Origin of the sequence: Paracoccus sp. M683, from assembly GCF_007096355.1 — a bacterium.
GTDB lineage: Bacteria > Pseudomonadota > Alphaproteobacteria > Rhodobacterales > Rhodobacteraceae > Paracoccus.
This window is the reverse complement of the sequence record NZ_VKDF01000017.1, coordinates 49,050-73,393: the sequence shown is the minus strand read 5'-3', so window position 1 is coordinate 73,393 and position 24,344 is coordinate 49,050. Positions and strand designations below refer to the sequence as shown.

22 protein-coding genes and 1 pseudogene are annotated in these 24,344 nt (G+C 60.5%); 8 read left to right on the top strand and 15 right to left on the bottom strand.

The window, feature by feature from the left end:
• Positions 1-194: 194 nt before the first annotated feature.
• Positions 195-401 (top strand): annotated as a pseudogene (locus FNJ84_RS19495) (transposase domain-containing protein); the annotation flags it as partial.
• A 93-nt stretch (positions 402-494) separates the two neighbouring features.
• On the opposite strand, the gene FNJ84_RS19490 reads toward FNJ84_RS19495, so the two are convergent.
• The 10 genes from FNJ84_RS19490 to FNJ84_RS19445 form a co-directional block, all read right to left on the bottom strand.
• Entirely contained in the window at positions 495-1,043 is a 549-nt protein-coding gene (locus FNJ84_RS19490) for a YecA family protein (protein WP_143794860.1), read from the bottom strand.
• 344 nt (positions 1,044-1,387) lie between these two features.
• A complete protein-coding gene (locus FNJ84_RS19485) occupies positions 1,388-2,206 on the bottom strand; it encodes an MBL fold metallo-hydrolase (RefSeq protein WP_073068706.1) in 819 nt (272 codons plus the stop codon).
• Positions 2,207-2,360: 154 nt separating this feature from the next.
• Positions 2,361-2,927, bottom strand: coding sequence for a biotin transporter BioY (locus FNJ84_RS19480; RefSeq protein ID WP_047998012.1), 567 nt, complete (start codon positions 2,925-2,927; stop codon positions 2,361-2,363).
• 53 nt (positions 2,928-2,980) lie between these two features.
• Positions 2,981-4,147 (bottom strand): acyl-CoA dehydrogenase family protein, encoded by a 1,167-nt coding sequence (locus FNJ84_RS19475; protein ID WP_143794859.1) that lies wholly within the window; start codon positions 4,145-4,147, stop codon positions 2,981-2,983.
• Positions 4,144-6,150 (bottom strand): biotin carboxylase N-terminal domain-containing protein, encoded by a 2,007-nt coding sequence (locus FNJ84_RS19470; protein ID WP_185968605.1) that lies wholly within the window; start codon positions 6,148-6,150, stop codon positions 4,144-4,146. Before FNJ84_RS19470 ends, FNJ84_RS19475 begins: the two co-directional genes overlap by 4 nt.
• Positions 6,147-6,941: a crotonase/enoyl-CoA hydratase family protein gene (locus FNJ84_RS19465; RefSeq protein WP_143794857.1), complete on the bottom strand. Its 795-nt coding sequence runs from the start codon at positions 6,939-6,941 to the stop codon at positions 6,147-6,149. Before FNJ84_RS19465 ends, FNJ84_RS19470 begins: the two co-directional genes overlap by 4 nt.
• Positions 6,942-6,951: 10 nt before the next feature.
• Positions 6,952-8,550, bottom strand: coding sequence for an acyl-CoA carboxylase subunit beta (locus FNJ84_RS19460; protein WP_073068713.1), 1,599 nt, complete (start codon positions 8,548-8,550; stop codon positions 6,952-6,954).
• Between the two features lie 3 nt (positions 8,551-8,553).
• Positions 8,554-9,183 (bottom strand): TetR/AcrR family transcriptional regulator, encoded by a 630-nt coding sequence (locus tag FNJ84_RS19455; protein WP_143794856.1) that lies wholly within the window; start codon positions 9,181-9,183, stop codon positions 8,554-8,556.
• Between the two features lie 182 nt (positions 9,184-9,365).
• Positions 9,366-10,196 carry an SDR family NAD(P)-dependent oxidoreductase gene (locus FNJ84_RS19450; RefSeq protein WP_073068717.1) on the bottom strand — a complete coding sequence of 277 codons (831 nt, stop codon included), beginning with the start codon at positions 10,194-10,196 and terminating at the stop codon, positions 9,366-9,368.
• A 24-nt stretch (positions 10,197-10,220) separates the two neighbouring features.
• A complete protein-coding gene (locus FNJ84_RS19445) occupies positions 10,221-11,405 on the bottom strand; it encodes a lipid-transfer protein (RefSeq protein ID WP_073068719.1) in 1,185 nt (394 codons plus the stop codon).
• 248 nt (positions 11,406-11,653) lie between these two features.
• Between FNJ84_RS19445 and FNJ84_RS19440 the strand changes: the two genes are divergently transcribed.
• Positions 11,654-12,295: a transferase hexapeptide repeat family protein gene (locus tag FNJ84_RS19440; protein WP_255471311.1), complete on the top strand. Its 642-nt coding sequence runs from the start codon at positions 11,654-11,656 to the stop codon at positions 12,293-12,295.
• 118 nt (positions 12,296-12,413) lie between these two features.
• On the opposite strand, the gene FNJ84_RS19435 is transcribed toward FNJ84_RS19440, so the two are convergent.
• Genes FNJ84_RS19435 through FNJ84_RS19420 form a run of 4 tightly spaced genes read right to left on the bottom strand, consistent with a single transcriptional unit; the run spans position 12,414 to position 17,807 of the window.
• A complete protein-coding gene (locus tag FNJ84_RS19435) occupies positions 12,414-14,021 on the bottom strand; it encodes an acyl-CoA carboxylase subunit beta (RefSeq protein WP_143794855.1) in 1,608 nt (535 codons plus the stop codon).
• A gap of 2 nt (positions 14,022-14,023) precedes the next feature.
• A complete protein-coding gene (locus FNJ84_RS19430; RefSeq protein WP_221932011.1) occupies positions 14,024-14,527 on the bottom strand; it encodes a biotin/lipoyl-containing protein in 504 nt (167 codons plus the stop codon).
• Positions 14,527-15,996, bottom strand: a complete 1,470-nt coding sequence (locus FNJ84_RS19425) for an acetyl/propionyl/methylcrotonyl-CoA carboxylase subunit alpha (protein WP_073068726.1) — start codon at positions 15,994-15,996, stop codon at positions 14,527-14,529. The genes FNJ84_RS19430 and FNJ84_RS19425 overlap by 1 nt, the downstream gene beginning before the upstream one ends.
• Positions 15,993-17,807 carry an acyclic terpene utilization AtuA family protein gene (locus tag FNJ84_RS19420; RefSeq protein ID WP_073068727.1) on the bottom strand — a complete coding sequence of 605 codons (1,815 nt, stop codon included), beginning with the start codon at positions 17,805-17,807 and terminating at the stop codon, positions 15,993-15,995. The genes FNJ84_RS19425 and FNJ84_RS19420 overlap by 4 nt, the downstream gene beginning before the upstream one ends.
• Positions 17,808-17,824: 17 nt before the next feature.
• Between FNJ84_RS19420 and FNJ84_RS19415 the strand changes: the two genes are divergently transcribed.
• The 6 genes from FNJ84_RS19415 to FNJ84_RS19390 are packed head-to-tail and all read left to right on the top strand — an operon-like array spanning position 17,825 to position 22,894.
• Positions 17,825-19,123, top strand: coding sequence for an acyl-CoA dehydrogenase family protein (locus tag FNJ84_RS19415; protein ID WP_255471310.1), 1,299 nt, complete (start codon positions 17,825-17,827; stop codon positions 19,121-19,123).
• A gap of 14 nt (positions 19,124-19,137) precedes the next feature.
• Positions 19,138-20,337 (top strand): acyl-CoA dehydrogenase family protein, encoded by a 1,200-nt coding sequence (locus FNJ84_RS19410; RefSeq protein WP_143794853.1) that lies wholly within the window; start codon positions 19,138-19,140, stop codon positions 20,335-20,337.
• Between the two features lie 11 nt (positions 20,338-20,348).
• Positions 20,349-21,203, top strand: coding sequence for an SDR family NAD(P)-dependent oxidoreductase (locus tag FNJ84_RS19405; RefSeq protein WP_073068731.1), 855 nt, complete (start codon positions 20,349-20,351; stop codon positions 21,201-21,203).
• Positions 21,196-21,999, top strand: a complete 804-nt coding sequence (locus FNJ84_RS19400; protein ID WP_143794863.1) for an enoyl-CoA hydratase-related protein — start codon at positions 21,196-21,198, stop codon at positions 21,997-21,999. Before FNJ84_RS19405 ends, FNJ84_RS19400 begins: the two co-directional genes overlap by 8 nt.
• An 11-nt stretch (positions 22,000-22,010) precedes the next feature.
• On the top strand, positions 22,011-22,493 hold the full coding sequence (locus tag FNJ84_RS19395; protein WP_143794852.1) for a PaaI family thioesterase: 483 nt from the start codon (positions 22,011-22,013) through the stop codon (positions 22,491-22,493).
• Positions 22,490-22,894: a PaaI family thioesterase gene (locus FNJ84_RS19390; protein ID WP_255471308.1), complete on the top strand. Its 405-nt coding sequence runs from the start codon at positions 22,490-22,492 to the stop codon at positions 22,892-22,894. The genes FNJ84_RS19395 and FNJ84_RS19390 overlap by 4 nt, the downstream gene beginning before the upstream one ends.
• Before the next feature lie 18 nt (positions 22,895-22,912).
• On the opposite strand, the gene FNJ84_RS19385 is transcribed toward FNJ84_RS19390, so the two are convergent.
• Positions 22,913-24,268 carry a TetR/AcrR family transcriptional regulator gene (locus tag FNJ84_RS19385; RefSeq protein ID WP_143794851.1) on the bottom strand — a complete coding sequence of 452 codons (1,356 nt, stop codon included), beginning with the start codon at positions 24,266-24,268 and terminating at the stop codon, positions 22,913-22,915.
• Between the last annotated feature and the right edge of the window lie 76 nt (positions 24,269-24,344).

The window sequence follows — 24,344 nt, the reverse complement described above, 5'->3', positions numbered from 1 at the left end:
CCTAACAGAATGGGCGGGCGGGCCATTCGATCCGCATGTCCCCGACGCCGACGAACTCCGCTCCGAAGTCTTCAAGCTCGCAAAGAAATGGAAGCCAAAGAAAACGTAGGCAGCTTCACCGGACGGTTACTCGGCTTCACCCCATCGCGGCAACGCGCAAGCGCGAAATCAATGGCGCGTGGCCGTCGCATACAAAAAATGCACTCTTCGCCGGGAATGAAGTCGGCGCCGAAAACTGGGCTATGCTCGCCTCGCTGGTCGCTACCTGCAAGATGTCCGACGTGAACCCGGTCGACTATCTCGCCGCCACACTGCGCGCCATCCTCGACGGTCACCCACAAAGCGGTATCGAAGACCTCATGCCATGGCGCTTCAACCAGCCGTCAAGCCTCGCAGCATAGGGCCGCAACGTCGCGCTTACTCACTTCCAAGTCCATGCTTGGAAATTAAACAGTCGCACGGGCTTTGGATTGATCTGTACTGAACCCAAGCTCTTATAACTGATCAGTGGCTTTCCAGTAGGAAAAAATACCTTCAACGGCTTCGGGAATGGCATCAGCCGCTTCGGCGAGAGCGGCATTGAGATCTTCTTGCGCTATGCCCATGACGGAGTTGCCACCCTCGTCCAGCAGGTGGATGAGGATTGGGGCCATCAGATGCCCGTCAGTACCGCTTTCCGTCAATCTGAGCCATTCTTTTGGACGGAGAGAGACTGCCTGCATGAACCCCTCACACCAATCCATGGCAATCACATGTCCTTCCGAAGCCAGCCAGAAGATCGGTTCAGTCACGCGCGGATCGGTCTTCAGCCCGTTTTCGATTCCGCTGTAGAGGTCACCGATGTCTTGAAGAACCCAAGCAGGAATCTCTGCGGGATCTGCACCTAGCGCCAAAGGAATCCATTCCTCGGACGGAATGAATACGGGAGAACAAATGATCCCGTGCAGAAAGCCATCCATATCGGACAACATCATGCTGTCTTCGGGGCTGTCGTCGGAGCACAGGAACTGGTCCAGTCGCTCAAGGTCCAGGTGGTCGTCCATTCTGCCCTAATCCTATCTTTGCCAGATTGTGGCAAGGCTAGCATTCCCATTGAGTGAGTTCCAATCGGTTCAGTCATCAAACTTGTCCGCAGAAAATCAAATTAAGAAAAACTGGCGAGATGCAGTCGCTCAGTCCCAGAGCGTTGGCCGCCGTCACAGCTGTCATCCGCATAGGGTCACTTGGCCCAATACATCAATACAGTTCAGCTCGCGCTCGCTCATGATCATCAGTCCCACAGCCACGCTCCAATTCTGCTTGCTTTCCAGCAAGATAGGGGATTTGCCGCAACCCAGTTTAGAATGTGCCCCCGGGCACATTAAGAATACGCATAATTCGTTTTATGTTAAGGCAATCTCCAGATCCCTTCGTCCTGAACCACCCGGGATTCTGAAAGAAGCTTCTCCAGATGCGCCGCGGCATTTCGTTCGGCGGCCATTGCAATATGCGGGTCAGATTTTTTGTAAACAGAAGTGGCGATATTCTGGAGCGAGTCGGAGGTACTTGAGAGGTGCGCGAGAATCTCCGACTCACGACGCATCCGGTTGGCGAGCAACCGTTTGACGTACGGTCCCGGGTCCCGGAGTACAGGTCCGTGACCCGGCAGGCTGACCTTATCGTTGCGATCGATTAGCCGCTGAAGCTGGGTGCAGTAATCGCGCATGTTGCCGTCAGGGGGGCTGACTATAGAACTGTTCCAACTCATCACGTGATCGCCTGTGAAAAGTACTCCATCCGGCCTCGCGAAGCAGAGGTGATCGCTCGCATGACCAGGTGTGTGCAGGACAGTAAGACCAGCGATCACCTGCCCGTCTTTCAAAAAGCCGTCAGGTTGAAACGCATCGTCAGGAAATGCGCGCGAAACATAAACCGGCAAACCTGTACGTTCGCGCAATGCCGGCACGGCCCCGAAATGATCGGAATGGTGATGTGTCAGGAGAATTCCGGCAGGGTTGGCTCCCAAATTCTCGACGATTGCTTCGAAATGTGCACTGTCTTCTGCTGGACCGGGGTCGATAATGAACCGACCGTCAGGAGTATCAATGATATAGCTATTCGTCCCGTGATAGGTCATCTTCCCGGGATTGTTGGCAACGATCCTTAGGATTCCCTCGGCCACCTCTACGCCCCGCGCACGAGGAGGGTCAGGCTCACCGTAAAACATGTTGTTTCTTGTCATTCTTTACGACCATGTGTTGATTGCGAACAATCCGTATCATGCAGCTCCGCCTCTTGCTCTTGCACAGTTTCGGAATCCTCAAGCTGGTTTTCAGCGCCGGTCGAACCCGGCACTGGAACAAAGCAACGAAGCCCAGCGTTCAAACACGGCCCCGATTTTGGAACCCTGTATACAGCACCACAGCAATTGCCGCCTTGGCCAGATCTCCAAGCAGGAACGGGTAAAGCCCGGCGTTCATCAATTTTTCTCCATAGCCGATAAAGCCGCCCAGCCAGAAGAGCCCTGCGCAGTACATAAGCATGGAACCGAAAAGTACAGCGACAGTTGCTCTGAATGCAGGCTGAAACCCTCTCAACTTTTGAACCATCCATCCAGCGGCAGCCGCTGCGAGTGCGAACCCAATCAAGTATCCGCCTGTGGGGCCGGCAATATAGACCAATCCGGCCGGCGCGGGAGGCGTGCCAGCGAAAACCGGAAGGCCAAGCGCGCCTTCCAGAAGGTAGATTACTACAACAAGTCCACCGCGAACTGGACCCAGAAAAAGTCCAAGGCCCAGGACTGCTAGGGATTGGGTCGACATCGGAACCGGGTAGAAAGGAACCACGATTTTCGCGGAGAGTGTCAGAAGAATGGTGCCGATGAGTATAGTTGCGAACTCTCGGGACAGACTTGCGAGTGGTTGGCGTTGAGTAGATTCCAAATTCATTTTGTTAGTCCTTGTGTCAGTTGGTCGTTGATATGGTTTTTGTAATGGTGAGTTCACATCCGCTTGGCGACCTCTTCGAGCATGACCTCGGTGGCACCGCCGCCGATGGCCTGGACACGGGCATCGCGCGACATGCGTTCCACGGGTGTTCCCCGCATATAGCCCATACCGCCATGGAACTGGACACAGTCGTAAAGCACGCTGTTTACCAGCTCGCCACAATAGGCCTTGACCATCGATACTTCTTTGACGCAATCGCGGCCCGCGGCATCTAGTGACGCAGCGTGATAGGTAAGCTGACGTCCCGCTTCAATCCGGGTCTGGCAATCGGCCAATCGCTGGCGCACTGCCTGCTTGTCCCACAGCACACCACCGAAAGCCTTGCGCTGCTTGACGTAATCCACAGTCATTTCAAGTGCGGATTGCGCCTCGGCGCAGGCCATTGCACCCAGCACGATCCGTTCGTTCTGGAAGTTCTTCATCACCGAGTAGAAGCCCCGGTTCACCTCCCCCAGCACGTTCTCTGCCGGGATGCGCACATCCTCGAAGATCAGTTCGGCGGTGTCCGAGCACAGCCAGCCGGTCTTGTTCAGCGCCCGGCCGACAGAGAACCCCGGCGTGCCCTTTTCGACCGTGAACATGGTGATCCCGCGCGAGCCCTTGGCGTCCGGGTCGGTCTTGGCGCCGACGAAATAGATGTCGCCATGCACGCCGTTGGTGATGAACATCTTGGTGCCGTTGATCACCCAGTCCGATCCGTCCTGCACCGCGCGCGTGCGCATCCCCGCCACGTCAGACCCGGCGCCCGGTTCGGTCACGGCCACTGCGGCAATCTTTTCGCCCGAGGTGATCGAGGGCATCCAGCGCGCCTTTTGTTCGGGCGTACCGGCGTTTTCAAGATGCGGCGAGGCCATGTCGGTATGGACCAGAACCGTGGCCGAAAACCCGCCGAAGGTGGAGCGACCCGCTTCCTCGGCCAGCATGACGCTGGACATCACATTTAGCCCTGCGCCGCCATATTGCTCGTCATAGCGCATGCCCAGCACGCCCAGATCGCCCATCCGGCGCAGCACGTCACGCGGCACCATGCCATCCTTTTCCCAAGCGTCGGCCTTGGCCGTCACTTCGGTTTCGATGAAGCGGCGCAGCTGCGCGCGGATCATGTTCAGGTCCTCGCTGAACGGGCTTGTGGCCGCATCAATCATGTCATGCTTGGTCATTGGATTTCCTCTGGATCGAGTTTTACAAGGGGCGCTTGCCCGGCGACGGTGTCGCCGGCGGCGCAGTAGATTTCGGCTACGATGCCCGCAAACGGGGCGACCAGGCTTTGCAGCAGTTTCATCGCCTCAAGCACCACCAGTGTATCGCCCGCCGCGACCCGATCGCCGGGCGCGACCCGCAGTTCGACCACTGCACCGGGCATCGGCGCGACAAGCAAGTCTTCCCCGCCGACCTTTCCCGAAGCGCGTTGCAGGTGTCTGTCCTCCAGCGTTTCAATGGCAAACCCGGCCATACCATCCGGCGTTGACAGAAACACCTGCCAGTGTTTTTTCGTGCGGCGCAGGTGCGCGGCGCGGGTAAAGGGCACGCCGCCAACGCGCCCTGTCAGGCGGTCGGCGGTCAGGCCGGGCGCTTCGACGGTAACAGGGGTGTCGTCCGGCAATCTGATCGTCAGATGCCTTTTATCGCCCGCCGCGCTGGTCGGGTCTTCGTCGCCCAAGGCCCAATAGAAGGCAGCGCCGGGCCGGCCTGCGGGCGCGGTCAGACGCCACGCACCTAGACCTTGCCAAGGGGTGTTCCCGGCCGTCGGGACCAGATGCAAATGCAGGGCCAGTGTGGCCAGCGCGCGGCTTTGCGCATCGGGTGCGGGGGGTGCCCACCCGTTCACAAACATCTCGCCAAGCCCGGCGGTGTGATGCCGGATCGCGGCAAAGTCGGGATGAATTAACAAGGCGCGCTGAAACGCCAGGTTCAGCCCCAGCCCGCCCACGGCAAAGCCGTCGATTGCGGCCACGCTCTTGCGGATGGCCTGCGCCCGGTCCGGCGCATGGATGATCAGCTTGGCCAACATGGAATCGTAGTGATGGCCGACAGTTGAACCTTCCCCGACGCCCGTATCCAGCCGCACGCCCGAAGGCGGCACCCACAGCGTGATCCTGCCGGTTTCGGGGCGGTAATTCTCGGCCGGGTTTTCGGCGGCAACGCGCACTTCGATGGCGTGGCCTTCGAAGTGTACGTCGGGTTGCTGGAAAGTCAGCCGCTCGCCCCGCGCGATGCGCAACTGCCATTCGACCAAGTCGATTCCGGTGATCGCCTCGGTGACGGGATGTTCGACCTGAAGGCGGGTATTCATCTCAAGGAAGTAATAGGCGCGGCGCTCGGGGTCATATAGGTATTCAACCGTTCCGGCAGAGCGGTATCCGATCGCCTGTGCAAGGCGCACGGCGGCAGCGCGCATATGCTCGCGCAGATCGTCTGGCAGATTCGGCGCGGGGGCCTCTTCGATAAGCTTCTGGTGATTGCGTTGCAGCGAACAGTCCCGGTCGCCGAGATGCACCAGGTTGCCATGCGTGTCGCCCAGCACCTGCACCTCGACATGGCGGGAGCGGAGCGCATAGCGTTCCAAAAATACCGCCGGATCGCCGAACGCACCCTGCGCCTCTGCCCGGGCAGAGGCGATGGCCTTGGGCGCGTCGGCCATGTCGGTGACGAGACGCATCCCGCGTCCGCCACCGCCGGCGCTGGCCTTGACCAGGAATGGCACCCCAAGCGCGCCCGCCTCTTGCAGCAGGCGTGAATCCGATTGATCGGCACCGCTGTACCCGGGCAGCACCGGCACCCCTGCGGCCTCGGCCGCAGCCTTCGCCGCGATCTTGGACCCCATTTGAGCGATGGCATCGGGTTCCGGTCCGATAAAGACTAGACCTGCGGCCTCGACCGCTGCCGCGAAATCCGCGTTCTCGGACAGAAAGCCATAACCGGGATGCACCGCACCCGCGCCCGTGGCGCGCGCAGCCCCCAGGATGGCCGGGACGTTCAGGTAGCTTTCAGACGCAGCCGCCGGGCCGATACAGACAGCGTGATCCGCCTCGGCTACGAAGGGCGCGTCGCGGTCGGCCTCGGAAAAGACCGCAACCGTTTCCAGCCCCAGCTTGCGGCACCCGCGCTGGATGCGCCGGGCGATCTCGCCCCGGTTGGTAATCAGGACGCGGGTGAAACTCATTTCACTCTCCACGAAGGCACGCTCTTGTTGAGAAAGCTGTTGATGCCTTCAATGCCTTCCCCGGTTTCCCAGGCGTCGGCCAGACGGTCGGCGGTGTAGATCATGTTGGTTTCCAGATCGTGACTGGCGACATAAGCGATCAGTGCCTTGGTATCCGCCACCGCGCCGGGCGCTGCCTGAAGGTGATCGTGCACCACCCGTTCAACGGCGGCATCCAACGCGTCGGCGGCGACGACCTCGGTGAGTAGCCCGATCCTTTCGGCGCGCGCGCTGTCGAAGAGCGCGCCCGACAGCATGGTTTCACGCGCGTGCACCTTGCCGATGCGGTCCACCACGTAGGGCGAGATATTGGCGGGCAGCAGACCCAGTTTCACTTCGGTCAAGCCATAGCGTGCGCCTTCTGCGCCGATGGTATAGTCGCAGACCGAAATCATGCCCACGCCACCGCCATATGCCGGGCCGTTGATCCGCCCGATCAGGGGCTTTTGTAGCGTGTCCAGTCGGCGCAACAGATGCGCGAGCGTGGCGCTTTGTTCGACCCGCTCGGCGCGGGATTTTTCGACGTTGGAGGCGAACCAATTGAAATCCCCTCCAGCGCAAAAGCTAGTGCCGGCACCGGTCAGAACCACGATACGGACGCTTTTATCGGATACCAGTCGCCCGGCCGCGTGGCAAAGTTCGGTGATCAGCGTGCCGTTCAGGGCATTGTGCTTGTCCGGCCGGTTCAAGGTCAGGGTGGCGACGCCACGCGCATCGGTCTCAAGCCGGATGGTTTCATAAGTTGTCGTCATTTCACCGACCTCACATTCTGAATACGGGCGTGTGGCGCTCGACCTTGGGGACAGAAGAAACGACGGCCAAGCACAGGCCTAGAATGTCACGGGTTTGCCCGGGCTCGATCAACCCGTCATCCCATAGACGCGAAGTGGCGTAATACGGATCGGACTGTTCGCCATATTGGGCACGTACCTGCGTCTCGATCTCAGCAAGATCGGTCTCTATCTTTTCAGGTTCGCCGGCTTTCTGGCGGCGCAGCTCCTGCATCACGTTGGTCGCGATGTCCGCGGACATGGTGGCCAACTCCGCCATCGGCCAGGCAAAGAGGAAATTCGGTGCAAATCCGCGTCCGCACATGCCGTAATTACCCGCTCCATAGGATCCGCCGAGCAGGACTGACAATCGCGGCACCTTGGCAACCGACATGGCATAGACCAGCTTGGCGCTGTTCTTGGCGATGCCGCCGCGCTCCGCCTCGGTCCCGACCATGAAACCCGCGATGTTGTGCAAGAACAGTAGCGGGATATTGCGCTGGTCGCACATCGAGACGAACTGCGCCCCCTTCAGCGAACTGTCCGACATGAGCGCGCCGTTGTTGGCCAGGATACCGACCCGATAGCCGTGGATCCGCCCGGTGCCGCAAACCAGCGTCTCACCCCAGCCGGGCTTGAATTCGCGGAACTCGCCCGCGTCGATCATGCGCAGCAGAACCTCGCGCATGTCGTAGGGCTGCTTGCGGTCGGCGCTGATGATGCCGAGCAATTCTGACGGATCATGCGCGGGCGGCGCGGGGGCTGCGTCGGGCGGCATCGGGCGCGATGGACCAAGTTCTGCTACGATGTCGCGCATCAGCGCCAGCGCATGGTATTCGTCTTCTGCCAGATGGTCGGACACGCCCGAGACGCGGCTATGCATCTCGGCACCGCCCAGCGTTTCGCCATCGACCTCTTCGTTGATCGCCACCTTGACGATCGAGGGCCCGCCCAGATGGATGCGCGCGTTGCCGCGCACCATGATGACCTCGTCCGACAGCGCGGGAATATAGGCCCCGCCTGCCGTGCAGCCGCCGAACACGGCCGAGATCTGCGGCAAGCCGCTGGCCGACATGTTGGTCTGGCGATAGAAGGAATTGCCGAAATGGCGGGCGTCGGGAAAGACCCGGTCCTGCTCGGGCAGATAGGCCCCGCCGCAATCCACCAGATAAAGGCAGGGCAACCGGTTTTCCGCCGCGATTTCCTGGGCGCGGATGTGCTTTTGCACCGTCTCGTGGTAAAATGATCCGCCCTTCACCGTCGCGTCATTGGCGATCACCATGCAGGGCAGCCCATGAACGATGCCGATGCCTGTCACGATTCCCGCACCTGGCACCTCGCCGCCGTATTGCCCGTAGGCCGCGAGCGACGACAGTTCCAGAAACGCCGTGCCCGGATCCACCAGCAAGTCGATCCTCTCGCGTACCAGCAGCTTGCCGCGCTTGCGGTGGCGCTCGACCATGTCGAGGCGCCCGCCCGAGGTGGCCACGGCCATCCGCGCGCGCAAGGTCTCGACCCGCGCGCTTTGCGCCTGGTGATTCCGCGCATAGATCTCTGATGCGGTCAGCACTGCTGTTTCAAGGCGCGCCATGGCTCAGGTCTCCTGTCTTTCAAGTATTCCGTTGAGGAACACATCGGCATAGGTGCGTGACAGCGCCTCTGCGCTGCCGCGGTGCGGATCGAACCATTCAAGCGTGGCGTTCAGCGCACCGATCAACATCAGGCGCAGGCGGCGGATGTCCACTTCGCGTTTCAGCTCACCGTCTGCCTGAAGCCGGGACAACAGGTTGTCCCATTCGGCCTCATAGGCCCGGCGCGTGTGCAGATTGGCATCGCGGACGGATTGCGGCACCTGCCCGAAAATGCGCACATTGGCCGAGGAATAATCGCTGACGTCCAGAAGCGCGCGCAGATGCGCCCTGATCGCTGCCCGCAGGATCGCCTCGGCGCCGGCGCCCTCGGGCAAGGCGGAAACGGCTTGGCGCATGCTCTCATGAACGACCTGAATACCTGCATCCAGAACGGCCGCGACGATCTCATCCTTGGAGCCGAAATGGTAATATATGCTGCCCGCCTTGATCCCTGCGGCTGCGGCGATTTTTCTGAGTGACACCGACCCATAGCCCTGCTCGCGAAACAGCCGCGCCGCAACATCCAGGACGCCACCACGCCCCACCGCCCCCCGGGGGATCTCGTTGAGCTTACTCGCTGTGGTATTCGCCATGGGGTCTCTTTACAGTATATTGCCTAACTAACAGCTGTTAGGCAATTGGTGCCAATGAGTCAATCGCCCCGAACGTGTTGGATTGGAACTTGTGGCAAATCCCGTTCGGGTAATCGTCATACGGCCGCCCGGAAATGTCAGTCGCCCGCCAAGGTCCGAAAACGTGGCTTGGCGGGCTTGGGTCAGATCGTGAAACCGCCGCCGCAAATGATATGCTGACCCGAAATGAAGTTCGATTCGGGCGTGCAGAACAAATAGACCGCACTGGCGGCCTCTTCCGGAGTGCCGACCCGGCCCAGCGGGATCATGCGCTCCATCTGGGACAAGAGATCGGGGTTCACACCAACCTTGATCTCTTTGTCTTCCACCTTGATCGTGCTGTCGCCTTTGGCGCTGCCCTCGGTCAGCCGCGTGCGGATCGGGCCAAAGGCCACCGCGTTGACATTGACCTTGTAGCGGCCCCATTCCTTGGCCATCGTCCGGGTGACACCCAGAATACCGGCCTTGGCGGCGGCGTAGTTGATCTGGCCGGCATTACCGCCGGTCCCCGCGATGGATGAGATATTCACCACCTTGCGGAACACTTCCTGCCCTGCAGCAGCCTCTTCTTTGGCCTTGGCGCTGATCACCGGCTGGGCGGCGCGCAGAATCCTGAAGGGCGCGGTCAGGTGAACGTCGATGATCGCCTGCCACTGTTCATCGGTCATCTTCTGAACGACGCTGTCCCAAGTGTAGCCGGCATTGTTCACGATGATGTCCAGTCCGCCAAAGCTGTCCACGCCCGTTTTGATGAAACGTTCGGCAAAACCGTCTTCAGTAACGCTGCCGGCGCAAACCATTGCTTCGCCGCCAGCCGCACGAATCGCCTCGGCGGTGTCATTGGCCGGGTCGGCATCCAGATCGTTGACCACCACGCGCGCCCCTTCCGAGGCCAGCTTGAGCGCGATCTCGCGACCGATACCTCGGCCCGAACCGGAGACCAGCGCAACGCGCCCGTCAAGATTTCCAGTCATGTTTTCTCCTCCCGATAGGTGCTGTCACGCCTTTTCATAAAGCGTGGTCACACAAGCTCCGCCGAGACCCAGATTATGCTGGAGCGCCAGCCGCGCGCCATCGACCTGCCGGGCGTCGGCCTGCCCGCGCAGCTGCTGGACTAGCTCGGTGCATTGGGCAAGGCCGGTCGCCCCGAGCGGATGCCCCTTGGACAACAGCCCGCCCGACGGATTAGTCACGTATTTGCCGCCATATGTGTTGTCGCCATCGTCGACGAATTTCGCCGCATCACCGCGACGGCAAAGCCCAAGCGCCTCATAGGTGATCAGCTCGTTATGGGCGAAACAGTCATGCAGTTCTACCACGTCCACATCCTGAGGCCCGATGCCCGCCGCCTCATAGACCTTATCCGCGGCACGTTTTGCCATCGAATAGCCGACGACCTCACGCATGTCATGCGCGCCGAAAGTTTCCGGGCCGTCCGTCGTCATGGCCTGAGCGGCAATGCGGACCGAGCTGTCCAGACCGTGCTTGTCGGCGAAGGCCTTGGAGCACACGATTGCCGCAGCCGCGCCACAGGTCGGCGGGCACGCCATCAGCTTGGTCATGACGTCGGGCCAGACGATCTGCGCCGCCATCACTTCTTCTGGCGTCACTTCCTGCCGGAACAGCGCCACCGGGTTCTTGGCCGCATGCCGACTGGCCTTGGCGCGGATTTTCGCGAAGGTTTCCAGCGTAGTGCCGAACTCTTCCATATGCGCTTTGCCCGCGCCGCCGAAATAGCGCAGCGCCAGCGGAATATCGGGATTGCTGATCAGAGCGTCGGTTTCTTCGTCGAACGCCGCAAACGGGCTGACCCGATCGTGGAACATCGCGCCGATTGCGCCGGGCTGCATCTGCTCGAACCCTAGTGCCAGAGCACATTCCACTGCGCCGCTTTCAACGGCCTGGCGGGCCAGGAACAGGGCAGACGAACCGGTCGAGCAGTTGTTGTTCACATTCAGAACCGGGATGCCGGTCATGCCGACTTGATACAAGGCCCGCTGGCCACAGGTGCTGTCGCCGTAGACATAGCCAACATAGGCCTGCTGAACCTTGTCATAATCCAGACCCGCATCGGCCAGGGCAGAACGGGTGGCTGCGGTCGCCATCACATCATAGCTATCAGATTTTCCCGGTTTCTGAAATGGGACCATCCCGACGCCGACGACATAGGCTTTGTCTTTCATTTCTCTCTCTCCCATGCTTGGTCTGGTTGTTGTGAACGGGAAGCCATCTCAATTTCTAACATATGTTTGATTTTAGCGCTTAGCCTAGATAACTGTCAACATAGCTAAACCGTGATTTAGGGCGCTTGCGTCATTTGCTAACACATGACTGATTTTCGTGATCGCGCGTTCCGGAAGCCAGCACCTTTCAGGCTTTCGGGTCCCGACTGGACGGTCGATGAGCGTTTGACGTCTGGTTCCGGTAACCAGTGGATCCCAACCCACAAAAAGGAGAGATAATGGCGTATTGTTATGAATTCAAAGGGTTCGTTCCCGTTGTGCCCGAGGATACATATGTCCATCCTCAGGCGGTTCTGATCGGAAATGTCATCCTGGGTCATGGGTGCTATATCGGACCCGGAGCAAGCCTGCGGGGCGATTTCGGCAGGATCGTGATCGGGGATGGCGCCAATGTGCAGGACAACTGCATCATCCATTCTTTTCCCGGCCGCGAGGCAATGGTGGGCACCGACGGTCATATCGGCCACGGCGCGATCCTGCACGGTTGCAAAGTGGGACGGAACGCCTTGGTCGGGATGAATGCCGTCATCATGGATGGAGTAGAGCTTGGTGCGGAATCAATCGTCGGCGCGCAGGCGTTCGTGCGGGGCGAAACGATAATTCCACCGCGCTCGATGGTGGTCGGATCGCCGGCAAGGGTGATCCGCGACGTCACCGAGAAGGAAGTCGCTTGGAAAACACGCGGAACTGCCGAGTATCAGCAACTCGCGCGCGACTGTCTGGCCGGATTGAAGCCCGTCGAGCCGCTGAAGGCGGTAGAGACCGACAGGCCGCATATGGTCGCCTCCGACGTCGTATCCATTCAGGAGGCGCGGCAGAAGCCATCCTGACATATCCGGCAAACCGGACAGGTCAGGCTTCCCGCGAGCCTCAAAAGCCCCCGTTGGCATCGCCTTGACGCGGGACGGCAACTCCGTAATCCAGTGTGCCGCCCTGCCCTTCAAGCCGTCACAGCCGGAATATCCCGTAATGCGGATCGTCGATCGGCGCGTTCAGCGCAGCAGAGATCGACATACCGAGCGCGTTGCGCGTGTCCGCCGGGTCGAGAATGCCGTCATCCCACAATTCCGAGGTCGAGGTATAGGCCTCGACATCGCGCCGGAACTTCTCCAGCACCGGGTCGCGGATCGCGGCGATTTCCACTTCGGTCAGTTGCTTGCCTTCGCGTTCAAGCTGCCGGATCTTGACGTCGGCCATGGTGTTGGCGGCCTGATCCGCCCCCATCACGCCGATTTCCGCCTGCGGCCACATGAACAGCGTGCGCGCATCCCAGGCCCGCCCGCACATGCCGTAATTGCCGGCCCCGTAGGACGCATTGGCAATCACGGTGAACTTGGGCACGACCGAGCCGCCCTGCGCCATCAGCATCTTGGCGCCGTCCTTGGCGATGCCGCGTTCCTCGTATTCGCGGCCGACCATGTAGCCGGTGATGTTCTGGAAGAACACCAGCGGCGTACGGTTCTGGTTGCATAGCTGCATGAAATGCGCGGCCTTCAGCGAGCTGTCGTTGAACAGCACCCCGTTATTGGCGAGGATCCCCACCTTGAAACCCCAGATATGGGCAAAACCGCAAATCATCGTGGTTCCGTAATCCGGCTGGTATTCGTGAAACCGCGAACCGTCCACGATTCGGGCAAGAACCTCGCGCATGTCGAACTGGGTCTTCCGGTCCTTGGGGATGATCCCGTAAAGTTCCTTGGGATCGTAATAGGGCTCCTCATGCGCCGCCGTTTCGATGATGGTTTTTGGCATACGCTTCCACTGACTGACAATCTCGCGCGCCAGTGCAAAGGCGTGCTGTTCTGTGGCGGCGCGATAATCTCCCGTCCCCGAGACAGAGGTGTGCATCACCGCGCCGCCAAGCTCCTGCACGCCGACCTCTTCGCCGGTGGCCGCCTTGACCAGTGGCGGACCGCCCAGAAAGATCGCCCCGGTGCCCTCGATGATGATGTTGTAATCGCTCAGCGTCGGCACATAGGCGCCGCCCGCGGTGCAATGCCCGCCAACGATGGCAATCTGCGGGAGATTGGCCTGGCTCAGCTTGACCTGGTTGCGAAACACCCGGCCGCCCAGATAGCGGTCGGGAAACACGCCGTGTTGCAGCGGCAGGAAGCCCCCGGCGCTATCGCAGATATGGACGACCGGCAAACGGTTTTCCAATGCGACATCCAGAAGCCGCACGATCTTTTTAACGGTATGCGGATACCACGCCCCGCCCTTGACGCTCGCATCGTTGGCGTGGATGGCCACCTCGCGGCCCTGCACGATGCCGATGCCGGTCACCACGGCGGCACCGGGCACGGCGCCATCATATTCGCGGCAGGCGGCCAGCGTCGAGAATTCAAGGAACGGCGTGCCCGGATCGAGCAGCAGCTTCAACCGCTCGCGCACGCCCAGTTTGTTCTGGCGTGCCAAGCGGTCGATGTCCCGTTGGGGCCGCTCGAAACGCGCCGCATGCTGGCGGGCGTGAAACTCCTTCAGCCGTTCGGACATGGCGGCGAAATTGGCCTTGTAGTCGGCGGCATTGGTGTCGATATGGCTTTCGATCCGGCGCATTGTCAGTCCTCCTGCGGGGTCAGTTGGGCAAGGACGGCCTTCAGGCCGAAACTGTCACCCGCGGTAAAAGACATTTCGGCAACCACACCGTCGCGCGGCGCGGTCAGGGTGGTTTCAAGCTTCATGCTTTCGATGACCAGAAGCGGCTGGCCTTCTGTAACGGTGTCTCCGGGCTTAACCGCCACCGAAACGACGACCCCCGGCATCGGTGCCAACAGTCGATCACCCCCTGCAGCGCCCTCCCTGCCGGCAAGCCGGTCGTCGGGATCGACCCTCCCAACCTCGAAGGTGCGCCCGTTCAAATGTATGAAGGTAGATTCCGACCCGACCGCCAGCCGCAACTCATGCGCCCGCCCCCCGGTCCGCAGCACATGTGCGCCCGGCGCCCCGGTCGGGTCCAGTTGGCAGGGAACTGCGCCATCTGGCATGTTCAGGACAAAGCGGCTGCCATCATGGGTTAGCCAGCATTCGGCCTCATGGCCGGCGATCATGAATATTCTGCGCATCAGTTTCTCCACCCGCCCATCTTGCGGTGCATTTCGGGTATCTGCATCACGTCGGTCACCAGACGTTGATCAGACAGGGCCGCCGCCGCCATAAGCAGGGTGGATACATCCTCGCCCGGCGCGGTCAGCACATCCGCCTGTTCGGCTAGAAACCCGGTTGAAACATCGCCCGACGCAAAATCGGGATGTGCAAGGATCGCGTCCAGATAGCCGGTGTTGGTCGTCACCCCGAGGATGACGTAATTCTGCACGGCGTTCCGCGCACGGGCGATGGCCTGTGCGCGATCTGCCCCATGCACGATCAGTTTGGACAGCATCGGGTCGAAATCGGTCGTGACCTTGCCGCCGTCCAGAATGCCGCTGTCTACCCGGACGCCCTCGCCTTGGGGTTCGTCCAGCAGCAGGATATCCCCAATCGCGGGCCGGAAATCGGCCGTCGCGTCCTCGGCACAGATGCGCAGCTCGATCGAATGGCCGGTCTGCCGAATATCCGACTGCGCCGCGCTCAGCCCCTCGCCCGCCGCGATGCGCAACTGTTCGGCGACCAGATCGAAGCCCGTCACCATCTCGGTCACCGGATGTTCGACCTGAAGGCGGGTGTTCATTTCGAGAAAGTAGAAGGCCCCGTCCTGCGCATAGATGAACTCGACGGTTCCGGCACCCCGATAGTTGACGGCGCGCGCAATTCCGGCGGCGGTTTCGCAGATTTCCAGACGTTGCTCGGGCGAGAGCGCGGGCGAGGGCGTTTCCTCGATGATCTTCTGGAACCGGCGCTGGATCGAGCATTCCCGCTCCCAGAAATGCACCACGTTGCCCTGTCCGTCGCCCATCACCTGCACCTCGATATGGCGCGGGCGCTCGATATAGCGTTCGACGAACAGACGACCGTCGCCGAAGTACCGCTGGCCTTCGCGGCGGGCGGTTTCGATCTCGGTTTTCAACGTGCTGTCCTCGCGCACGATGCGCATCCCCTTACCGCCGCCGCCCGCCGAGGGTTTGATGAGAAGCGGATAGCCCAGGGTGCGGGCGCGTTCGACGAATGTCGTGGGGTCGTCATCCTCGATCGCCGAGGGGGCGATGGGAAAGCCGCGCGCCTCGACAAAGGCGCGCGCGCGGACCTTGTCGCCCATTAGGTCGATGACCTCGGAGGTCGGGCCGACAAATGTCACACCGGCCTCTTCCAGCGCCGCGACGAAACCGGCATTCTCCGACAGAAAGCCGTAGCCGGGATGCACCGCATTAGCTCCGATCTTTCTTGCGGCCGCAACGATCTGCGAAATATCGAGATAAGCCGCTACAGGCGTTGGGCCGTCGATCATCACAACCTCATCCGCGATCAGATGGGCCGGCCCCTCTTGTTCGGCGACGTGGCGCAACACGGCCGTTGCAAGGCCGCGGGCCTTGGCGGTGCGCAACACGCGCGCCGCGATTTCACCCCGATTGGCGACCAGGAGTTTTGAAATAGTCATGGTATTACCCTCTTGTTCGGGTCCGGGGTGTTCAGCCCGTCGCGCGCGGCCAGGTCGGCCGGCACGGGAATTTCGATATCCAGCAGCATCTGGGCAAACCCCTTGCCTTGCGGATCGATGCGGACCGAGGCGATGCCGCCCCCGCCCAGCGATTCATGCAGGAGGAAATTCAGCGAATGGCTTCCCGGCAGGTCGAATCGCTCGACCTTGCCTTCGCAGACATGGGAGAAATAGTCTTTTACCACCTCTTCGCTGAGAGCCGACCGGATAAAAGGCAGGTAGTCTGGCTTGCGCGCCAGGATACCGATATTGGCGACATCCCCCTTGTCGCCCGACCGTCCCCAGGCCAGATCGACGAGGCGCACCTTGACCGCGTCCGGACCGGGCTCGCGGCTATCTGCAGGCGGTGCGGCAGGCGGATCAAGATGGACTGGCTTGGTGGCCACGGTGAAGGGCACATCGCTGCCGTCGACCTCGACTGCGACGGGGGTGTCGGCCTTGTCCTGCAGGAACGAGAACAGCCGCACCACCGGCTGCACCTTGGGCCGCCCGGCAAAGAACCCGGTCAGCCCCTGCGCGGTCGAGATGGCCATCGGTGCGATCTCGCCAGCGAAGATGTTGAGCGCGGCGCGGTCGTCATGGATCGCGCCGATCTTGAGCACAACTTCGCGCGTCTGGGCGCGGGCGTTCGCGCCATAGGCGGCCTCGGCGCCCAACACTTCGACGTTGACCTGCCGGAAATCGCCCAGGTTGCGGTTGCGGAGAATCCGGCGGCAGCGGGTCAGGATCGCCTCGGCCACGCGTTCGGCCTTGGCGGGTGCGTCAATCGCGGCTAGTGTCAGGGTGGAAACAGCGCGCCAGCCATCGGCATGGGTCGCCGACACCTTGTAGCTTCCGGTACGCCCGAGACCCTTGCCGCCTTTGACCAACACCCGATCCGTCCCGACCTGGTCCAGCGTGACCTGCGACCAGTCGCAGATCACGTCGGGCAGAAGGTAAGCGCGCGGATCGCCGATTTCATAGAGCATCTGCTCTCCGACCGACCCGGGCACGACCAGCCCGCCCGTGTCTGGTGTTTTGGTCATGACAAAACTGCCGTCTTCGGAGACCTCGACAATGGGCATCCCCATGTCGTCCCAGCCCGAAACGTCCTGCCAGTCCGTGAAATTGCCGCCGGTCCCTTGGGGGCCGCACTCGATCAAATGGCCCGCCAACGATCCCTGGCTGAGCTTGTCCCAATCATCGTCGCCCCAGCCGAATTCATGCATCAGGGGCCCAAGCGCCACCGCGCTGTCGGCGCAGCGCCCGGTGATCACGATGTCGGCCCCGGCATCCAGCGCCGCCGCGATTGGGCGGGCGCCCAGATAGGCGTTCATGCTCCAGATATCGTCGGGAAACGCGACGCCCGAGAACATCTCCGTCTGACCACCGGCGCGGATATCGTCGGCCCGCGCCGACAAATCATCGCCCAGCACAACACCGATGGACACATCTATCCCGGCCTCGGCGGCGACTTTAGCCAGCGTATCGCGGCAGCCACGCGGGTTCACACCCCCGGCGTTGGCAACGACCTTGATCCCCTTGGCCTTGATTTCCGGCAACCAGGGCGCCAGCGCCGTAACGAAATCCGGCGCATAACCCGCATCGGGCGACTTGGCGCGGGCTCGCGCCATCAGCGACATCGTCACTTCGGCCAGATAGTCGAACACCAGATAGTCGATCTCGCCTTTGGAGACCAGTTGACCGATCGCTTCAGGCGTATCGCCCCAGAATCCCGATGCGCATCCGATGCGCAGTTTTCGATCCGACATGTGCGTTTTCCTCCCACTTGATCAGCGGCCTTGAAATATTTTCTAACATATGTTTGATTTTGGTCAACACTGCAGATAGCTACTTTTGGGAGGATGAAGAAATGACAACTCAGAGTGAGGCTATCGCGGCTGATCTGGCGGCCATCAGGGCAAATTATTCGCTGACCGATGAGCAGCGCCAGATCGTCGATCACGTGGCGCGGGTGTCCCGCGAGGTTCTTCACCCGCTACAGGCACGCATGGACCAAGAAGATTGGTGGCCTGACGATCTTTTCAAGCAGATGGGCGAACTTGGCCTTCTGGGAATCACGGCCCCGGAGGCTTTGGGCGGATCGGGCCAGAACGAGTTTACCCAGGCGCTGGTGTCGGAGGTGATTTCGAAGTGGAACCCCGCCGTCGGCCTGTCGCATGGCGCGCATGACAACCTGTGTCTGAACAACCTGCTGCGCAACGGCTCCGAAGCGCAGGTGAAAAAATATGTGCCGGGGTTGTGTTCGGGTGACCTGGTCGGGGGGCTAGGGCTGACCGAGCCCGGCGCGGGATCCGATGCGCTTGGCTCCATGGCCACCACCGCTCGTCGTGATGGCGACGACTATGTCATCAACGGCTCGAAAATCTACATCACCAACGGACCGATTGCCGATGTGATCCTGCTCTATGCCAAGACCGACAAATCCAAAGGCGCCAAGGGCATTTCCGCCTTCATCATCGAAACCGACAATCCCGGCTTCAAAGTGGCGCAGAAACTGGACAAGATGGGCTTTCGCGGCTCGCCTACAGGCGAGCTGGTATTCGAGGACTGTCGCGTTCCGGCCTCGGCCATGCTGGGGGTCGAAAACTCCGGCGTTGCAGTGGTGATGAGCGGGCTTGATCTAGAACGAGCGATGGTCGCTTCGGTCTGCGTCGGCATGGCCGAACGCGCGCTTGAACTGGGTCTGGAATACGCGAAGATGCGCGAACAGTTCGGCAAGCCGATCGCCAGTTTCCAGATGATGCAGTCGAAACTGGCAGAGATCTACACCGAGGTCGAAACCGCTCGGGCCTTCAGTTATCGGGCCTTGGCGGCCTGTGTCGGCTTGCCGAAGGGTGCAGGGGGTCGCGGTGAGATCCACAAGCTGACCGCGGCCGCCTGCCTTTACGCGGGAGAGGCCTTCAACAAGGCCGTCACCGAAGCCTGCCACATCCACGGCGGCTCGGGCTACATGCAGGACACCGAGATCAACCGGCTGTTCCGCGCCAACAAGCTGCTGGAGATCGGCGCGGGCACCAGCGAAGTGCGCAAGATCATCATCGCCGAAGAACTTTTGCGCGCCTGAGGGGGGACGAGACCATGAATAAGCAACTGCGCAACGACATCAATCTTCCGACACATTTCATGACAGACGAACAGCAGGCATTGGCCGATCAGGCCGGAAAGTTCTTCTTTTCCGAGTTCCACCACCTGAACGCGGAGATGGACGACACCGACGACCTGCCGCCTTCGGTCTTTCCCAAGCTGGGCGAAATGGGCTATCTCGGCCTCAACGTTCCGCCGGAATTCGGCGGCGCGGGGCTCGACTTCACCTCGGCCTGCATCATCACCGAACAGCTGTCGCGCGCCTCGGCGGCCATCGGGTTGACCCATGTCGCGCATGACAACCTGTGCGTCAACAACATCTACCGAAACGCCAATGACGATCTGCGCCGCAAGTATCTGCCCGGCCTGTGCAACGGCACCCTGGTGGGTGCGCTGGGCCTGACCGAACCGGGCGCCGGGTCGGACGCGCTCGGCTCGATGAGGACCACGGCGAAGAAGGATGGCGATGACTATATCCTGAACGGCACCAAGATATACATCACCAACGGACCGATTGCCGACTTGGTGCTGGTCTATGCCAAGACCTCGCCCGAAAAGGGCGCCAAGGGCATTTCCGCCTTCATCGTCGAAACCGACACGCCCGGCTTCAAGGTGGCGCAGAAGCTCAACAAGATGGGTTTTCGCGGCTCGCCCACTGGCGAGCTGGTGTTCGAGGATTGCCGGGTGCCTGCGAAGAACATGGTTGGCAAGCTGGACGGCGGCGTTGCGGTGACAATGTCGGGGCTGGACCTGGAGCGCGCCATCGTCTGCTTCAATGCCCTGGGGATTGCGCAGCGGGCGCTGGATATTTCCATCGATTACGCCAAGACGCGGCAGCAGTTCGGCAAGCCGATCGCCAGTTTCCAGATGGTGCAGGCGATGCTGGCCGACATGTATACCCAGATCGAGGCGGCGCGCAGCCTGTCGCTGAAGACGGTCGCCATGTGCGAGGGGCTGGAAGAGGGCGAAGGCGGACGCGGCGAGATCCACAAGCTGACCGCTGCGGCGATCTTCAAGACCGCCGCGGCGACGTCCTTCGTGCTGGACAAGGCGGTGCAGATCCACGGGGGTTCGGGCTACATGCGTGATACCGAAGTGAACCGCCTCTACCGCACCGGACGTGTGCTGGAGGTCGGCGCGGGCACCCAGGAGGTGCGCAAGCTGATCATCGCCGGCGAACTGCTGAAAAACTGAGGGGGCAGAACATGAGCGAAGAAGAAGCACGGCGTTACGCGCCGGATCTCATGGCGGGCCAGGTGGCTCTGGTCACCGGATCCGGCTCGGGGATGGGCCGGGCCACGGCCCTGGAAATGGCTTCCTGCGGGGCCAGGCTGGCACTGTTCGCGCGCCGCGAAGAGCCGCTGCAGGAGACCGCCGAGATGATCCGCGCGGCGGGTGGCGAGGCCCTTGTCGTGCCCGGCGACACCCGTGACGCGAATAGTATCGAAATAGCGATGGAGCGCATCAAGGACCATTACGGGCGGCTTGATGTTCTGGTGAACAACGCGGGCGGCCAGTATATAGCTGCCGCGCGCGACATCACCAACAAGGGCTTCGAGGCCGTGATCCGCAACAACCTGATCGGATCGTGGCAGATGACACGCGCCGTGGCCGATCATTTCATGTACGAGAACGGCGGCTCCATCGTCTTTGTCACCGCCATTTCAGCGCGCACCGCGCTCACCGGTTTCACCCATACCGTCGCCGCCCGCGCGGGCGTGACGGGCATGATGAAAACGTTGGCCGCCGAATGGGGCGAATACGGGATCCGGCTGAACTGCGTCGCGCCGGGAACGATCAAGACAGAGGCGCTTGGCCGCTATCCTATTCCGCCGGAACGCTGGAAGGAGCTTAACCGCTCGGTCCTGAACCGGATGGGCGCGGCGGAGGACATCGCCGGGACGATCATTTTCCTCGCATCCAGATTGGGGAATTTCATGACCGGCGAAGACATCTATGTAGACGGCGGGGAAACCTTGCACATGGGTCACGATGCCCGTGACATGATAAACCCTGATATGTTCGAGAAACGCGCACGAGGAGATGGAAGAAATGAGTAACCCTCCCGTCCTTCTGAATATCTCCGATAGGATCGCCACGGTTACGTTGAACGATCCAGAACGTCGTAATCCGATCACCGGCAACGAGATGATCGCGTCCCTTCTTGAGATATTCGCGAAAGTTCAGGCGGACCCGCAAGTTAGCGTCATGATCCTGACCGGCGCGGATCCGGCCTTTTGCGCCGGCGGCGACATCAAGGAAATGAATGACCCCGACAGTATCTTTCGCAAGGAACCGCTTGCGGCAGCGCAGAGCTATGTCGATGGGGTGCAGCGGTTGCCTTTGGCGCTGTACAACCTCGATGTTCCGACCATAGCAGCGGTCAACGGCGCGGCGGTCGGCGCGGGATGCGACCTGACGATGATGTGCGATATGCGCATCGCCTCGGACAAGGCGCGGTTCGGCGAAGTCTTTTTGAACCTCGGAATCATCCCGGGCGATGCGGGCAGCTGGTTCATGCTGCGCCGTCTGGGCCATCAGAAAGCTGCCGATCTGACCTTCTCGGGCCGCATGATCGATGCCGCCGAGGCCCTGGAAATGGGAATGGTGCTGGAGGTCGTGCCGCATGACCAGTTGATGGACCGCGCCCTCGATCGCGCCGCCGTCATCGCATCGAAGCCGCCGCGCGCGGTGCGGATCGCAAAGCGTCTGATGCGCAATGCCGAACGAATGGATCTACCAGATTTCCTGAATTCCGCGGCGGCCTATCAGGCGCTCATGCATCAGACTGAAGACCACCACGAGGCGGTTGCTGCCTATATCGAAAAAAGAAAACCGAGCTTCACGGGTCGCTAAAGGAAGATCGCATGTCCGGTATAGCTCAGAAAAAAATCGAGCAGATCGCCCAGATGTGGAATGAGCGCGGCAACGGTTTGATTACCCATATGGCGCTCGAGATTGAGGAGGTTTCGACCCAAGGCGTGCAAGTTCGAATGCCGTTCAACCCCGAGTTCTGCGTGGATAGGGAACAAACACTACTTCATGGTGGTATCCTGACCGCTCTTCTGGACAGTGTGTTCGGTCTTGCGAACTTTGTGGCCATCGAGGGTGTCAGCACGATGGCAACGCTTGACCTCAGGGTTGATTACCTGCGGCCTGCTCGATCGCGCGCGGACGTTATCGTTCGCGCGCATTGTTTTCGAAAAACCCGCCATATTGCCTTCGATTCGGGCAGTATCTGGTTTGATGGCCATGAGAATGCGGAAATTGCACGTGGAGTCGCATCATTCGCATTGACCCGTGGAGACTCCAGCCTGTTTGACGCGTTGGAAAAAGGAGATCCATCGTGATCAACTTGCAAGCCGTCAATGCAAATGTATCCCGCGTGCCGTTCTTCCGTTTTCTCAACTTTGAGGTTCAGAGCGTGGACAGCTGCCACGCCGAAACCGAGATGACCTTTGTAGAACGCCACATCGGAAACCCAGTCATGGACTACTACCATGGCGGGATCATCGCGAGCTTCATGGAAGCGACCGCCGCTATCGCAGTTCATCCCGATTTCGCGGACGTTCCGGCAAAGCCGATCAATCTGACCGTCGATTACCTCCGACCTGGCGTGAAGGGATCGCTTTATGCCCGTGCTAATGTTACCCGCAAGGGCAAGCGGATGGCGAGCGTCAGCGTTACCACATGGCAGACGGACCGGGAAAAGACGGTTGCGGAAGGGCTGTACCACTTCCTTCTGGTTTGATCGCAATGGCTGCGCTCATCAGGCTCGCGCGACGTTCTCCCTGTCGCAGATCCCTTCAAGAAGCAGCGTGATGAGCATGCCAGAGAACTCAGACAATGAAAGATACCCCGAGCTTCCCTCCTTGTTGGGATCAAACCATTCCACCGTCCAGTTCAAGGCGCCCAACATCACCTGGCGCAGAGGGACAATCTTGATGTCAGGTCTTATGGCATCGGCCTCTTGCGCTTCGCGAAGAACCCTGTCCCAGAGATGCCCATACTCATGACGAATACCCTTGTGTCTCTTCCTTAAATGATTGGGCAGCATCCCATAGCTTCTGATGTTCGCAGACGTGAATTCGCTTGCCTTGAAGAGAAAATGTAAATGCGTCCAAATCGCAGTTGCGATCCTAGCATGATGGTCGATTGGCGCATGAAATTCTTGGACTGCTGCGGTGACCCCAGATAGCAAATCGCTCAAGCCGGCGTTCAGAACCTCGTCCACTATCGCGTCTTTGGATTTGAAATGGTAATAGACGCTGCCCGCCTTCATATCCGCTTCATCCGCGATCTGTCTTAGCGTGGTCGCCTTGTACCCTTTGTCTCTAAGAACGCGCGCCGCGGCCCTCAGGATTTCGGCGCGGGTTTTTGCGGCCTTGCCGATGGTGTCTTGCTCTTCAACAGAAGCGGCTACGTCGCCCGCCTTCTGGCCGTCTACGTCAGCCCGGTGACTGGGACACATACCGTCAAGTATCAGTTTGCTCATACGTTCTGCGAGGATATGAACCGGATACTGATCCACTTTATACCATTCGACGGTCCAGTTCATGGCGCTCAATATGAACTGCCGGATCGCCGTAACGGAAATGTCGTTTCTCAAGATGCCATAGTCTTTGGCATCCTGCAGAAAGCTGTTCCATACCCCGGCATAGGAGGCACGCAACTCACGGTGTGGGGCGCGCGCTTCATCCGACAGCATCGGATAGTTCCGGATATTGGCGGAAGTGAAGTCGCTGTCGGTCAGAAGATAGGTCAGGTGGGTTTCGATAAGCAAAGCGAAGGTCTTGCGAAATTCTTCGGGGCGCTGCTTCGTCGCGCGGACGATTTCGCAGACCTTCTCGTAAAGCTGCCGCACACCAAGTTCGAGAACCTCGCTCAAAATCTGGTCCTTGGATTGGAAATGATAGTAGATGCTTCCGGCTTCTATCCCTGATCCATGGGCAATGTCGCGCATCGTCGTCGCGTAAAAGCCATCGTGCCGAAAAAGTCGGGCAGCCGTAGCGAGGACGTCCCCCCGCGTCCTTTCGGACTTGCTCAGGTCATCTTCGATTTTATCGACCACATCGAGTCCTCGCATCATCCGCGATCGATACTTGTCGCCCATAAGGATGTCCATTGCAATAAATCTAACAGGCGTTAGAATGTATGAAAGGACACCTCGAATCAAGTTCTTTGCGAAGGTGTTAGCGGCA